A 12341-nucleotide genomic window follows, 5' to 3' on the forward strand; every position below is an offset into this window, starting at 1 on the left:
TGATCGAGTGATTCGGGTGCTGCTGGTCGACGACCAGGAACTCATGCGCATGGGCTTCCGCATGGTGCTGGGAGCCCAAGAGGACATCGACGTCATCGGCGAAGCAGCCGACGGCCTCGACGCCGTTCAAATGGCAGACAAACTCCGCCCCGACGTAGTCCTGATGGACGTCCGCATGCCCGTCCTGGACGGCGTGGAAGCAACCAAACGCATCACCGAAGCCGACACGGCCAAGGTCCTCGTCATGACCACCTTCGACATGGACGAGTACGCCCTCTCGGCCCTGCGCAACGGCGCCAGCGGCTTCCTCCTGAAGGACACCCCACCGTCAGACCTGGTCTCAGCGCTGCGCGCGGTGGCTTCCGGCGACGCGGTCGTCTCGCCGTCGGTGACCAAGCGACTGCTGGGCCGCTTCCTGGGCGACGGCGGCGGCGAACTGCGCGACGCCACCGTCCTGGACGTCCTGACCGAACGCGAGCGAGAGGTGCTAGTGCTGATCGCGAAGGGCCTTTCGAACACAGAGATCGCCCGAAAGCTCTTCCTGTCCGAGGCAACGGTGAAGACCCACGTCGGACGAATCCTGGCAAAGCTGGAACTGCGAGACCGCGTACAAGCAGTAGTACTCGCATACGAAACCGGCCTGGTCCGCCCAGGTGACGCCTGATCAACCCGATGCCGAAGGCGAGGCGACCGTCAGTGCCGAGGCCGAAGGCGAGCCGACGCGAGGCCGAAGGCGAGCAGTCCTTGCCCTAAACGCAAGGTTCCGGCGGTGTGGTCCCGTCACGAGTCGTGCCACAGCCCTTGTCGCGCCCGAGGGGAGAGGTCAAGTCGCGAAAAGCGTGCGACTTGACCTCTCCCCTCGGGTGTGACCAGCTCCTGGTACGGCTCGTGACGGGACCACACCGCCCGAACCGCACCACCTACGCAACCGCAAGCCGCCGAAAGCAACCGGCGTGCCATCAACCCGCAGACGGCGCTGGCCGGTCTTTGATCAGATTGGCGGGGTAAGGGCAGAGCCCCAATCTTGAAACCGGCACCGAACACGGCGACGCAACCACCACAATCACCGATACGCCAACGGATCAGCCTCCACGACGACGCCGGCGATCCGAGGCTTCACGACGTCATCCCACCACCGCCCCCAGTCAGGCTGAGACCCGTCCAGGTCGGTAAACCCGTACTCCCTCTTCAACCGCCAAGAAGACAAACACTGCCCAGCAAACCGCCGCCGATCAGGATCCGCCGCCAGGTGGACAATCCCCCGCCCGAGATAGTGCGGCGTCTCAGACAACGCGTAGTCCGGCACCTTCTCGCACGCGTCCCGCCAATTGGCCTCAGTAACCCCGAACGTCTCCAACATCTGCTCAGACCGCAAAAACCCAGGCGTAGCAGCCACAGCAGTGACGTTCGGAACGTCACGAAGATCCTTCGCCAACACCTCCCCGAACCGCCGCACAGAGTTCTTCACAGCGTCATAGGCGAGGTTCACAAAATAGGCCTCGCCGTCCTCGCCATCAGTCACCTCAACGACAAGCCCGTCCGAGGACTGCACGACGAGAGGCATCAACCGGTGCAGCGCAACGAGATGTGACTCGACCCCGTTCCGCCACATCCGCAACTGCCGCTCCAGGTCGTGCTCCCAGAACTTCCCCCACTCGACGAGGTTCTCCCCGCCCCAAGCGTTGTCCACAAAGATGTCGAGCCGATCGAGCCGCGCCACCAAAGCGTCCACATCGGACGGAACGGTGAAGTCGCACCGAACCGCGATCCCCTTGCCCCCAGCGGCATCCACCAGTGAGGCAGTCTCTTCAATCGTCTCCGACCGCCCAACCGGCGACTGCTGAGCACGCGTAGTCCGCCCCGCAACGAACACCGTCGCCCCAGCCGCCCCCAACTCGACAGCGATCGCCCGCCCAGCCCCACGCGTGGCCCCGGTGACCACAGCGACCTTCCCGCTCAGATCGGGCTCACTTCTTGGCGACACGCTTGGTTCCCCTTCCCTCGTGCCAGGACAGGACGACCATCTCGTCCCCTTCGACGGTCAGTTGCACGACCTCGGTGACGTCGAACCGGAACAGGTCGAGCTCACCACCGTCCGGCATCCACCCGGTCCGGTCGTACAGGTCCTTCAGGTAGTCCGTCTTGTCGGCCCAGAACTCGGCAGTCCCGCTGATCTTCGCGTCCCCCGCCTCCGTGACCGACGCGGTGGTGCTCATGCAGTGCAACGCGAACCGCGGATCCCTCCGCAGGTCCCGCGACTTCAGCGAGTCGAGCATCATCCCCGCCCACAGCTCGCCGCGCGTGAAGTCCGGTTCCACACCGCTGATCCGCGGTGAGCCGTCCTTGCGCAGCGTCGCGATCAACGCGTGCCGGTCCGCGGCGAACCTGCCCTGCACGAACGCGGCCATGTCCGGCTGTTCCGCCGCGAACTCCGCCCAGGTAGCCATCAGCGCATCCCCTTCAGCACCAGATCGATGTCCTCCGTCATGCGTTTCACCAGCTCGCCCCGCGGCCGGACCGACCAGTCCATCGCGGTCCCGTACACCAGCGCGGCGAGGACGCGGGCCGCGTTCGGCGGCAGGTCCTCCGCCGCGCACAGGGTCTCGAGCTCCGACTCCAGCACCGCGTAGTGCCTGGCGAGCAACGCGCGCAGTTCCGGGTCGATCAGGTCGACCCCGAGTTGTGCCAGGTTGTTGGTCGCCACCACCGGATCCGCCAGCCGGTCGAACCACGTCAACAGCGCGTCGCGGACGGTGCCGGCCTCGCGCATCCGGCGCGTGACCTCTTCCGTGCCCGCTCTCGTCAACGCTTGCAGCAGCCCGCTCTTGGAACCGAACCGCTTCGCCACCGCCCCCACGGACACCCCCGCCTCCGCCGCCACGTCCGCGACGGTGAACTCGGGTCCGCGCCGGTCGATGACCGCGGCCACGGCGGCCAGGATCCGTTCGTCGGTGATCGTGCGAGGTCGTGCCACGTCATTAGTGAACCACAATTCACTAACCTTCGCATAGGGTCGTGCCAGTGAACTGGAGACCGCGCCTGGTCGCGTTGGACATCGACGGAACCCTGACCCCTGTCGGCTCGAACGACATCGCACCCGCCGTGAAAGCGGCGATCACGCGCGTGACGGAACACGGCTCGCACGTCGTGCTGTGCACCGGCCGCAGCCTGATCGGCACGACCCCGATCGCCGCGCAGCTGCCCGCCACGTTCGCCGTGTGCTCGAACGGCGCCGTGTGGTGGGACCCGGTGAAGAACGAGGTCACCAAGCGCACGACGTTCGATCCCGGCCCGACGGTCAAGACGTTGCAGGCGCTGCTGCCCGGCGCCGTGTTCGCGGTCGAGCAGACCGGTGTCGGCAACCTCTCGCTCGGCGACTTCCTGCCCGGCGACCTGTGGGGCGTGACGAGCAGTGCGACGTTCGACGAGATCGCCGCGACCCCGACGCCGCGGCTCGTCATGCGCTGGCTCGACCGCACGCCCGCCGAGCTGTCGTTCGCGGTCAAGGACCTGGAGCTGCCCGGCATCGAGTGGTCCGTCGACCACACCGAGGCGTGGCTGACCGCGGTGCCGCAGAACGTCACGAAGGGCTCAGCGCTCGACGAGCTCACGCGGGAGCTCGGCATCGGCGCGGAGGACGCGCTCGCGATCGGCGACGGGTCCAACGACGTCGAGATGCTGAAGTGGGCGGGTCTGGGCATCGCGATGGGGCAGGCGCCCGCGCACGTCCAGTCGGAGGCGGACTCGGTCGCGCCCACCGTGCTGGAGGACGGTGCGGCACAGGTGCTGGAGCGGTTCTTCCCCTCTTAGACGCAGGCCTGGATCGTCTCGCGGAGCCAGCGCTGCGCCGGGTCGGCGTCGAGGCGCGCGTGCCAGCGCATCCGGATCTCGACCTCCGGCAGCTCTGCCCTGATCGGGAACCAGCGCAGACTCGCCGGGTACTGCTCGGCGAGGCGTTGCGGGATCAGGCCGACGTGGTCGCTCGACGCCACCAGCTGGGCAGCGGCCGAGAAGAAGGGGACGACCGCGGCGACGTGTCGTTGCAGGCCGGCGGCTTGCAGCGCCACGTCCAGCGGTCCGCGCACCCGGCCTCGGCGCGACGCCGAGACGTGCGGGTACCGGCAGAGCTGCTTGAGCGTCGGGCGGTTCGGCAACGGGCTGTCCGCGCGGACGATGCCGACCAGCCGCTCGGAGAACAGCACGACGGACCTGATGTCGGCCTCCGTGTCGTGACCGGCGCCGATGTCGAGGTCGACCGACCCGTCCCGCAACGCCTCCACGCTCTCTTCGCCCTCGGCCACGAACCGCAGCACCACGCCGGGTGCCTGCGCGGCCACCGCGGTGACCAGCGGCGTCACCACGCCGTCGCTCACCCTGATCGTGAACGTCCGCCGGAGTTGTGCGGGGTCCAGCTCGGCGGCGTTGACCAACGCCGCGGCCTCGTCCAGCAGCGAACGGACTCGCGGCGCGATGCGGAGCGCGAACGGCGTCGGCACCATCCCCCGTCCCGCGCGGACCAGGACCGGGTCGCCCATCGCTCGTCGCAACCGCGCGAGCGCCCTGCTGGTCGCCGGGATGGACAGGTGCAACCGCTCGGCCGCCGCCGTGACGCTGGAGTCCTGCAGCAGGGCGTCGAACACGCGCAGCAGGTTCAGATCGAGCTGATCAGGCACCTTTGCATCGTAGGCAACTCTGCCTTGCAAAAGTTGCGTCGCACGAAACAGTCGCGGCCTTTTAGCGTCCCCACCATGACTTTCGAAACGAAGCTGACCGCGTTCATGCTCATCAAGGCCACCCCGAAGTGGCTGTCCCTCACCGTCCCGCAGCGGTTCGAGGCGTTCGAGACCGAGATCCTGCCGGTGCTGCGGGAAAAGGTCGACGGCGTGCGATCGCGCTTCTACGACACGGAGTTCTACTCGGTGCGCGTGAGCGACATCTGGGTGTGGGAGGCGCGCGACCACGAGTCGTACGAGCGGCTCGTGGACGCGCTGCGGGAAACGCCGTTCTGGGACAACTACTTCGAGGTGGTCGACCTGCTGATCGGTGTCGAGGACGCGTACGCGAAGAACAACGACCGCGAGCCCGTCGCCACCTTCTAGTCGGACACGTTCGTCTTCGCGACGATCTTGTCGATCTTGACCCGGACCACCATCTCGCCGGGCACGCCGTTGCGTTCGGCGTAGTGGTCGGCCTGGTCGGCGCCCATGTAGCGGGCGGCGGTGCGACCGGCCCAGTACTTGAGCTGCTCCGGGTCCTCGTCCACCTGCGCGCGGCCGGTGATGGTCACGAAGTTGAACGGCGGCGTCTCGTCGTCGAAGCACAGGGCCACCCGGCCGTCGCGCAGGATCGACTTGCCCTTGATCGTCTCGCGCGAGGTCAGGAAGACGAGATCAGGACCGTCGAGGTCCACCCACACCGGTGCGACGTGCGGCGAGCCGTCCTTGCGGGTGACGGCGAGTTTTCCGGTGCGCGCGGGCGTGGCGAGGACGAACTCGCGCCACCAGCCTTCGGGAGCTTCCGTGTATCCCATGCGGCTCATTCAACTACGACGGAGGTAGCACCACAGAACAACGGAAGTTGACGGGTTCGCAGACCGCAGAGCGATGTGCCCGACCCCCTCGGAGCAGGACAGTTGTCGCACCACCGAGAGGGGAAAGCTGATGATCGAGGCGATCGGCCTCACCAAGAGATACGGCAGGACGGTCGCGGTCGACGACCTGTCGTTCACCGTCCAACCTGGACGGGTGACCGGATTCCTCGGTCCCAACGGCGCAGGCAAGTCCACCACCATGCGGATGATCCTGGGGCTCGACCGTCCGACGGCAGGCCGCGTGCTGATCGACGGCAAGCCCTACACCGAGCTCGACCGTCCACTGCGGACGGTCGGTGCGCTCCTCGACGCGAAGTGGGTGCACCCCAACCGTTCCGCCCGCGCACACCTGCGCTGGCTCGCCAAGTCCAACGGACTGCCGGATAACCGCGTGGACGCGGTGCTCGACGCCGTCGGCCTCACGCAGGTCGCGGGCAAGAACGCGGGCGGATTCTCGCTCGGCATGTCGCAGCGGCTGGGGATCGCCGCGGCACTGCTCGGCGACCCGAAGGTGCTGCTGTTCGACGAGCCGGTCAACGGCCTGGACCCGGAGGGCATCCTCTGGATCCGCACGTTCATGCAGAACCTCGCCGCGGAGGGCCGCACGGTCCTGGTGTCGAGCCACCTGCTGTCGGAGATGGCGCTGACGGCGAGCGAGCTCATCGTGATCGGCAGGGGGAAGCTGATCACCCAGAGCAGCACGGCGGAGTTCATCGACCGCTCAACGGGTAACTCGGTTCTCGTGCGCAGTCCACACCTGTTCAAGCTCGGCCCGCTGCTCGTCGACAAGGGCTTCACGGTTCGTGACGGCGACGACGGCGCGTTGTCCGTATCGGGTGCCACGAGTGACCAGATCGGTGACATCGCGGCAGCGAACGGTGTCGTCCTGCACGAGCTCAGTCCGCAGCGCGGTTCGCTCGAAGAGGCGTTCATGCAGCTGACCGGCGATGCTGTCGAGTACCACGCAGAGATCGGGAAGTGAGTGCGATGACCCTGTTGGCAGTTGAGAGAATCAAGCTCTTCTCGACCCGTTCGCCCTACTGGTGCACGGCGCTCGCCCTGGTCCTGGGTGTCGGTCTCACCGCGATCATCACGGGGACGTCGGAGAAGGGCCAGATGTCCATCGGCCTGACGCAGCTCGGCAGCAGCCAGCTCGCACTCGCCGTCGTGCTGGTGATGTCGGCGCTCGCGGTCACCACCGAGTACCGCTTCAACACGATCCGCGCCACGTTCCTCGCGGTGCCGGGCCGGACGTCCGCGCTCATCGCCAAGACCGTCGTGGTGGCGTTCATCGCCGGTGTCCTCGGCGAGATCATCGCGTTCGGTTCGTGGGGCCTCGCCAAGGTGATGTCCCCGACCTCCGACCTCGCGATCAACACGGGCGCCGAGTGGCGGCACGTCGCGGGCGTCGGGCTGCTGTACGCGGTCGGCGCGGTCCTGGCGATCGCGGTGGGCATCCTGGTCCGCCAGACCGCCGGTGCCGTGGCGATCCTGCTCGTGTGGAACATGCTGCTGGAAGGCCTGATCGGGATCATCCCGAAGGTCGGCATCAAGATCCAGGCGTGGCTGCCGTTCCAGAACGCCAACCACTTCCTCGCCCTCGGCGGTGGCAACGCGGCCGACCAGCCGGGAGCGGGCATCGACTTCAAGCTGAGCCAGTGGGGATCGCTGGCCTACTTCGCCGGCATCGCGGTCGCACTGCTGGTGGTCGCGCTGGTCGTCGCCAAGCGCCGGGACGCGTGACCGGTCCGGGAAAAAAGGGGGAGCGGGACGCAGGTCATCCATCGGGGGGATGACCTGCGTCCCGGTCGGTTCTTCTAGCGAACGGGAGAGGCCATGATCCAGGCAGTGCGGTTGCGCAAGCACTACGGCAGGACGAAGGCGGTCGACGACCTGTCGTTCACCGTCAAGCCCGGCCGCGTCACGGGCTTCCTCGGCCCGAACGGCGCCGGCAAGTCCACGACCATGCGGATGATCCTCGGCCTCGACACCCCCACCGGTGGCGACGTCACGATCGACGGCAAGTACTACACCGAGCTCAAGCAGCCGCTGCGCAAGGTCGGCGCGTTGCTCGACGCGAAGTGGGTGCACCCCAACCGTTCCGCGCGTGCGCACCTCAAGTGGATGGCGGTCTCGAACAAGATCCCGGCCAGCCGCGTCGACGAGGTGCTGGAGATCGTCGGTCTCACCGAGGTCGCGCACAAGAAGGCCGGCGGGTTCTCACTCGGCATGTCGCAGCGGCTCGGCATCGCGGGCGCGTTGCTCGGCGACCCCGAGGTGCTGCTGTTCGACGAGCCGGTCAACGGTCTCGACCCCGAGGGCATCCTCTGGATCAGGCAGTTCATGCACCGGCTCGCGGACGAGGGCCGCACGGTGTTCGTGTCGAGCCACCTGCTCTCGGAAATGGCGCAGACGGCCCAGGACCTCATCGTGATCGGCAAGGGCCAGCTGATCTCGCAGACCACCACCGAGCAGTTCATCAGCGACGCCACCCAGGACCACGTCCGCGTGCGCTCCCCTCACGCCGTGAAGCTGCGCGAGATCCTCGCGGCCAACGCGACGGTCACTGAGGACGCGGTCGACGGAGCCCTTGTGGTGCACGGCATTCCGGCACCGCAGATCGGTGAGATCGCGGCGGAGAACCAGATCGTGCTGCACGAGCTCAGCCCTCAGCGCGGGTCGCTGGAGGAGGCCTTCATGCAGCTCACCAAGGAGTCGGTGGAGTATCACGCGCACTGACAACGGGTTTGGGCCGCCGTGACCTGATGGCGGGCAGCGCGATCAGCAGCCCGGTCATCACCGCGGTCCCGCCCGCGACGGCGGCGACGAACGGCAGCCGGTCGGAGATCTTCGCGGCCGGCTGCACGGACCGTTGCGCGGTGCGGGCCGGAGTCGGTTGCGCCGTCGACGGTTTCGGGGGCGGCAGCAGCGGGTTTCGTTCCACCGGAGGGAACTGCGCGGTGAGCGCGCCCATCGGGTTGACCAGGCCGAAACCGGTCGTCGCGTCGCGGCCCGGCTCGGCCAGGTCCTTCGCGGTCTTGATCAACGCGTTGACGACGTCCTTGGCCGGCAGGTCGGGGTGCTTGGCGCGCACCAGCGCCGCGACCCCGGACACGATCGCCGACGCCGCGCTCGTGCCGTCCATCTCGGCGTAACCGCTCGAGTAGACGCTCTGCGGCGCGGTGGTGACGACGCCCTGTGCCGGTGCCGCGAGCACCGTGTCCGCGCCGACGTTGGAAGACCCCCACGGCTTGCCCTCGCGGGTCGTGCCCGCGACCGCGATCACGCCACCGATGTTGGCGGGCGCGGAGACCTCCTTGCCCTCGTTGCCGGTGGCGGCGACGAGGACGACGTCCTTCTCGATCGCGTAGTTCACGGCCTTGACCAGCGACGGCGTCATCGTGCTCGAGAAGCCCAGCGACATGTTCACGACCTTGGCGCCGTGGTCGGCCGCCCACCTGATGCTCTGCGCGACGACGTCGAGCGAGAACTGCTCCTTCTCCGCGCTCGCGATCGGGAGGATCTTGGCGGCGGGCGCGATGCCGAGCGCACCGCCGTTGCGGCCGGTCGCGGCGATGATCCCGGCCATCCCGGTGCCGTGACCGTCGGTGTCGGTCGTGCCGTCCGTGCCCTTGGAGCTGCCGAAGCCGGTGCCGGGTAAGACCTGACCCGCGAGGTCGGGGTGTTTGGCGTCGACCCCGGAGTCGATCACCGCGACGACCACGCCGTCACCGCGCGCCTGGTCCTGCGCGGAGTACACGTCGAGCGCGTCGAGGTGCCACTCCTGCTCCTCGATCGTCTGCGCGGCGAGCAACAACGGCAGCGCAACGGCGAGCGCGGGAAGCAGGGCCACGACAGCTACATCGTGTTTCCATCTCGCCGCGCAACGTGCCTGGCGTCACACGTTGCGTAAGGGTGTTGTTAACAAGCCGTGAAACACCACTTTCTGGACATCTTCGGCGTTTGGCTTCCCGTTCAATGGGGATATCCCCGCTGCGGAGGTGGCCAGTGGTCCGTGTCGAAGCAATGCTCGGCCTCGAGTGGGCAAGCGCGCTCGAGGCTCCAAACCCTGCCGAAATCGCCCTCACCCCTGCAGAGGCGCGCCGCTCCTGGGTGAACCGCGCCAACGAGACCGAAGTTCTTACGATGTACCGCGCGGTGCGCTCCGTCGAGGACGCTCCCGCGCCGTGGTGGCTGCGCGCGCTCGATCGCGGCCGGCTGCGCTCCCGTGCCGAAGGTCACGCCGTCGAGGACGCCGTGAGCGAGTTGCTCTCGTCACGTCCCGGCTGGGTGTTCGTGCCCTGGGTCGACCTCGGCGAGGTCGGGTACTGGGAGTACGTGCCGTCCGAAAGCGGTGTCTACGGGCCGGCGACGCCCACGACGGTGCAGTTCACCGACTCGCACCGCGGGTTCGTGCACCTGGTTCCTGCCCACCACGGGCCAGGCCAGCCTCAGCCCATCGACTTCACTGTCGCTGACCTGCGTGCTCAGATCGAGGACATCGAACTGATTGCGTAGGCTGTCCGGTCGTGACCCGGCCTGAGTTCCACCGTTCCATCGTCAGCTTCGTCCAGCGCGGCGAGCGCATGACCGTGGGGCAGGAGCGTGCCTGGGACACGTACTGGGAGAAGATGGGCAACGACGTGAAGTCCTTGCCCGAGGGCACGCTGGACTTCACGTCGTGGTTCGGCCGTTCCGCGCCCGTGCTGCTGGAGATCGGTTCCGGCATGGGCGAGACCACCTCGCAGCTCGTGGCCGCCGCGCCCGAGCTGAACTACGTCGCCGTCGAGGTCTACAAGCCGGGACTCGCCCAGCTGCTGCTGCGCGCCGAGCACCTCGGCGGGCTGGACAACCTGCGCGTGCTGCGCGGTGACGCCGTCGACCTGTTGACCGACCACGTCGCGCCCGCGTCGTTGCACGGCGTGCGGATCTTCTTCCCGGACCCGTGGCCGAAGAAGAAGCACCACAAGCGCCGGCTCGTGCAGCCGGAGTTCGTGGCGCTGCTCGCGTCGCGGCTGGAGCCCGGTGGCGTGCTGCACCTCGCGACGGACTGGGAGCACTACGCGGAGCAGATGCTCGAGGTGTGTTCCGGCGAGCGGCTGCTGACCAACATGTACGACGGCTGGGCGCCTCGTCCCGACTGGCGGCCCGTCACGAAGTTCGAGCAGCGGGCCGTGAACGAGGGCCGCGTTTCGCACGACCTGATGTTCAAGCGGAACGACCTCACCTGATCGAGGTCTCAAGCTGGGGGTTACGCCACTGCGGGTCTAGGTCTCACCCGTTCGGGTGGCGGCTGTTGATCACCCGAAATGCCCCGAGTGGCAGTGACGCGTGAAGCCGTTCCGGCCTTAGGTTTCCGCTCCGTGACCCCCGACGTCCTCCCCGTCGCGGAGGAGTTCGTCCGCATGTTCCACGCGGCGCACTCCGACGCAGGCTCCCTGTCCGCCCGCATCGCCCAGGTGCGCGCCGAGATCGCCGAGACCGGAACCTACCGGCACACCACCAACGAACTCGCGTACGGCGCGCGGATCGCGTTGCGAGATTCCGGTTGGTGCACCTCGGGTGTGCCGTGGCGTCGGCTCAAGGTCCGCGATCTGCGCGGCTACCGCAACGCCGCCGCCGTCGCCGGAGAGTGCGTCGAGCACCTGCGGCTCGCGACCAACGGCGGCGAGATCCGGCCGCTGGTAACGGTTTTCGCACCGGACGCGCCCGGCTCGCCCGGCCCGGTGATCTGGAACGAACAGCTGATCCGGTACGCCGGGTACGCCGACGGGACGGGGGACCGGCGGTACACCCAGTTCACGGAAACCATGCAGGGCATGGGATGGCGTCCGCCCGTGCGTCGGTCACGCTTCGACCTGCTGCCGTTGGTGGTGGAGACCCAGCACGAAGGACCGCGGCTGTTCACGCTGCCGTCCGAGGTCGTGCACGAGGTTCCGCTGGAGCACCCGACCCTGCCGTGGTTCGGCGAGATGGGCCTGCGCTGGCACGCGGTCCCGGTCATCTCGAACATGAGACTGTCCATCGGCGGCGTGAACTACCCCGCCGCGCCGTTCAACTCCTGGTTCGTGGGCGCCGAGATCGGCACGCGTTCCCTGGCTGAGGAAGGCGCTTACGGTGTGGCGCGCCAAGTCGCCGAAGCGTTGGGTTTGGACACGACGTCCGAACGCACGCTGTGGCGGGACTTCGCGACCGTTCACCTGAACGCTGCAGTGCTGCACTCGTTCGACAAGGCGGCCGTCACCATCACGGACCACCACGCGGAAGCGTTGCACCGCCTCGCGTGGCTGCGTTCTCGCCAACGTCCGTCGGCCGCGCGTCCCGCGTTCCGGTTGGACACCGCCGCCGCGGCGCGCGCACGGACCGGTGCTCCGGCGCGCTTCACGGCCGCGTTGGACGAGACCCGTCCACAACCGACGAGCAGGCTGGCGGAGTTGCTCCGCCAGCAGAACTCCCTGACCAGCGTCTGACTTCCCCATCACACGCTGGCCCGCCGCGTGGGCCCTAGCTCTGAGAGTCGATCATGACTCCCGACAGGGCCATCAGCGCAAGGACCAACAGGCCGACCACAGCGGCGGCCCAAGTGAACACAACTGACAACATGGCGTCCTCCGTTTCCCCGACTTCCGCTCCTCCAGAGTCCGTTACCGGGGCGTGATCCGGCATCCGCCGTGAGGGTATTTCCGCAGGTCGCCCACTCAGCCTTCTGGCTGATGCCGGGTGAGCCTCCGGTCGGACGCGGGGTAGCACT

General features: G+C 67.9%; 15 protein-coding genes. 9 read left to right on the forward strand and 6 right to left on the reverse strand.

The features are described from left to right. Window positions 1-7: 7 nt before the first annotated feature. The gene (locus AOM45_RS01430) at window positions 8-664 is read left to right on the forward strand and encodes a response regulator (RefSeq protein ID WP_030465720.1); all 657 of its coding nucleotides are present in this window, start codon (window positions 8-10) and stop codon (window positions 662-664) included. 399 nt (window positions 665-1063) lie between these two features. Here AOM45_RS01430 and AOM45_RS01435 read toward each other — a convergent pair whose 3' ends face one another. From AOM45_RS01435 to AOM45_RS01445, 3 genes are read right to left on the reverse strand one after another with little or no spacing between them, the layout of a single operon-like run. Then, window positions 1064-1960 carry an SDR family oxidoreductase gene (locus tag AOM45_RS01435; protein WP_030465719.1) on the reverse strand — a complete coding sequence of 299 codons (897 nt, stop codon included), beginning with the start codon at window positions 1958-1960 and terminating at the stop codon, window positions 1064-1066. A gap of 7 nt (window positions 1961-1967) precedes the next feature. Then, the gene (locus tag AOM45_RS01440) at window positions 1968-2447 is read right to left on the reverse strand and encodes a pyridoxamine 5'-phosphate oxidase family protein (protein ID WP_030465718.1); all 480 of its coding nucleotides are present in this window, start codon (window positions 2445-2447) and stop codon (window positions 1968-1970) included. Further along, the gene (locus AOM45_RS01445) at window positions 2447-2974 is read right to left on the reverse strand and encodes a TetR/AcrR family transcriptional regulator (protein ID WP_030465717.1); all 528 of its coding nucleotides are present in this window, start codon (window positions 2972-2974) and stop codon (window positions 2447-2449) included. The genes AOM45_RS01440 and AOM45_RS01445 overlap by 1 nt, the downstream gene beginning before the upstream one ends. Window positions 2975-3021: 47 nt before the next feature. On the opposite strand from AOM45_RS01445, the gene AOM45_RS01450 reads away from it, so the two are divergent. Further along, window positions 3022-3810: an HAD family hydrolase gene (locus AOM45_RS01450; protein WP_156093595.1), complete on the forward strand. Its 789-nt coding sequence runs from the start codon at window positions 3022-3024 to the stop codon at window positions 3808-3810. On the opposite strand, the gene AOM45_RS01455 is transcribed toward AOM45_RS01450, so the two are convergent. After that, window positions 3807-4673, reverse strand: coding sequence for a LysR family transcriptional regulator (locus AOM45_RS01455; RefSeq protein WP_030465715.1), 867 nt, complete (start codon window positions 4671-4673; stop codon window positions 3807-3809). The genes AOM45_RS01450 and AOM45_RS01455 overlap by 4 nt on opposite strands. A gap of 75 nt (window positions 4674-4748) precedes the next feature. On the opposite strand from AOM45_RS01455, the gene AOM45_RS01460 reads away from it, so the two are divergent. Beyond that, window positions 4749-5099: a darcynin family protein gene (locus AOM45_RS01460; protein ID WP_030465714.1), complete on the forward strand. Its 351-nt coding sequence runs from the start codon at window positions 4749-4751 to the stop codon at window positions 5097-5099. Here the strand turns inward: AOM45_RS01460 and AOM45_RS01465 are convergent. Beyond that, window positions 5096-5530 (reverse strand): PPOX class F420-dependent oxidoreductase, encoded by a 435-nt coding sequence (locus tag AOM45_RS01465; RefSeq protein ID WP_030465713.1) that lies wholly within the window; start codon window positions 5528-5530, stop codon window positions 5096-5098. The genes AOM45_RS01460 and AOM45_RS01465 overlap by 4 nt on opposite strands. Window positions 5531-5660: 130 nt before the next feature. Here AOM45_RS01465 and AOM45_RS01470 point away from each other — a divergent pair, with 130 nt between their 5' ends. From AOM45_RS01470 to AOM45_RS01480, 3 genes are all read left to right on the forward strand, one after another. Further along, window positions 5661-6572 (forward strand): ABC transporter ATP-binding protein, encoded by a 912-nt coding sequence (locus tag AOM45_RS01470; RefSeq protein ID WP_030465712.1) that lies wholly within the window; start codon window positions 5661-5663, stop codon window positions 6570-6572. Between the two features lie 5 nt (window positions 6573-6577). After that, entirely contained in the window at window positions 6578-7333 is a 756-nt protein-coding gene (locus AOM45_RS01475) for an ABC transporter permease (protein WP_030465711.1), read from the forward strand. A gap of 93 nt (window positions 7334-7426) precedes the next feature. Further along, window positions 7427-8329: an ABC transporter ATP-binding protein gene (locus AOM45_RS01480; RefSeq protein WP_030465710.1), complete on the forward strand. Its 903-nt coding sequence runs from the start codon at window positions 7427-7429 to the stop codon at window positions 8327-8329. Here AOM45_RS01480 and mycP read toward each other — a convergent pair. Continuing rightward, window positions 8295-9443, reverse strand: a complete 1149-nt coding sequence (gene mycP / locus AOM45_RS01485; protein WP_051782834.1) for a type VII secretion-associated serine protease mycosin — start codon at window positions 9441-9443, stop codon at window positions 8295-8297. The two genes, AOM45_RS01480 and mycP, sit on opposite strands and share 35 nt — an antisense overlap. A gap of 293 nt (window positions 9444-9736) precedes the next feature. Between mycP and AOM45_RS01490 the strand changes: the two genes are divergently transcribed. The 3 genes from AOM45_RS01490 (at window position 9737) to AOM45_RS01500 (ending at window position 12060) form a co-directional block, all read left to right on the forward strand. Next, the gene (locus AOM45_RS01490) at window positions 9737-10108 is read left to right on the forward strand and encodes a hypothetical protein (RefSeq protein ID WP_236703043.1); all 372 of its coding nucleotides are present in this window, start codon (window positions 9737-9739) and stop codon (window positions 10106-10108) included. 68 nt (window positions 10109-10176) lie between these two features. Next, window positions 10177-10821 carry a tRNA (guanosine(46)-N7)-methyltransferase TrmB gene (gene trmB, locus AOM45_RS01495; RefSeq protein ID WP_236703096.1) on the forward strand — a complete coding sequence of 215 codons (645 nt, stop codon included), beginning with the start codon at window positions 10177-10179 and terminating at the stop codon, window positions 10819-10821. Between the two features lie 132 nt (window positions 10822-10953). Next, on the forward strand, window positions 10954-12060 hold the full coding sequence (locus AOM45_RS01500; RefSeq protein ID WP_269083622.1) for a nitric oxide synthase oxygenase: 1107 nt from the start codon (window positions 10954-10956) through the stop codon (window positions 12058-12060). The last annotated feature ends 281 nt before the right edge of the window (window positions 12061-12341 follow it).

Source organism: Lentzea aerocolonigenes (assembly GCF_000974445.1).
GTDB lineage: Bacteria > Actinomycetota > Actinomycetes > Mycobacteriales > Pseudonocardiaceae > Lentzea > Lentzea aerocolonigenes.

Coding starts and splice junctions, on each gene's coding strand:
- AOM45_RS01440 (WP_030465718.1), bottom strand. CDS start 2,447: ATGGCTACCTGGGCGGAGTTCGCGGCGGAACAGCCGGACATGGCCGCG.
- AOM45_RS01460 (WP_030465714.1), top strand. CDS start 4,749: ATGACTTTCGAAACGAAGCTGACCGCGTTCATGCTCATCAAGGCCACC.
- AOM45_RS01465 (WP_030465713.1), bottom strand. CDS start 5,530: ATGGGATACACGGAAGCTCCCGAAGGCTGGTGGCGCGAGTTCGTCCTC.
- AOM45_RS01470 (WP_030465712.1), top strand. CDS start 5,661: ATGATCGAGGCGATCGGCCTCACCAAGAGATACGGCAGGACGGTCGCG.
- AOM45_RS01475 (WP_030465711.1), top strand. CDS start 6,578: ATGACCCTGTTGGCAGTTGAGAGAATCAAGCTCTTCTCGACCCGTTCG.
- AOM45_RS01480 (WP_030465710.1), top strand. CDS start 7,427: ATGATCCAGGCAGTGCGGTTGCGCAAGCACTACGGCAGGACGAAGGCG.
- AOM45_RS01490 (WP_236703043.1), top strand. CDS start 9,737: ATGTACCGCGCGGTGCGCTCCGTCGAGGACGCTCCCGCGCCGTGGTGG.
- trmB (WP_236703096.1), top strand. CDS start 10,177: ATGACCGTGGGGCAGGAGCGTGCCTGGGACACGTACTGGGAGAAGATG.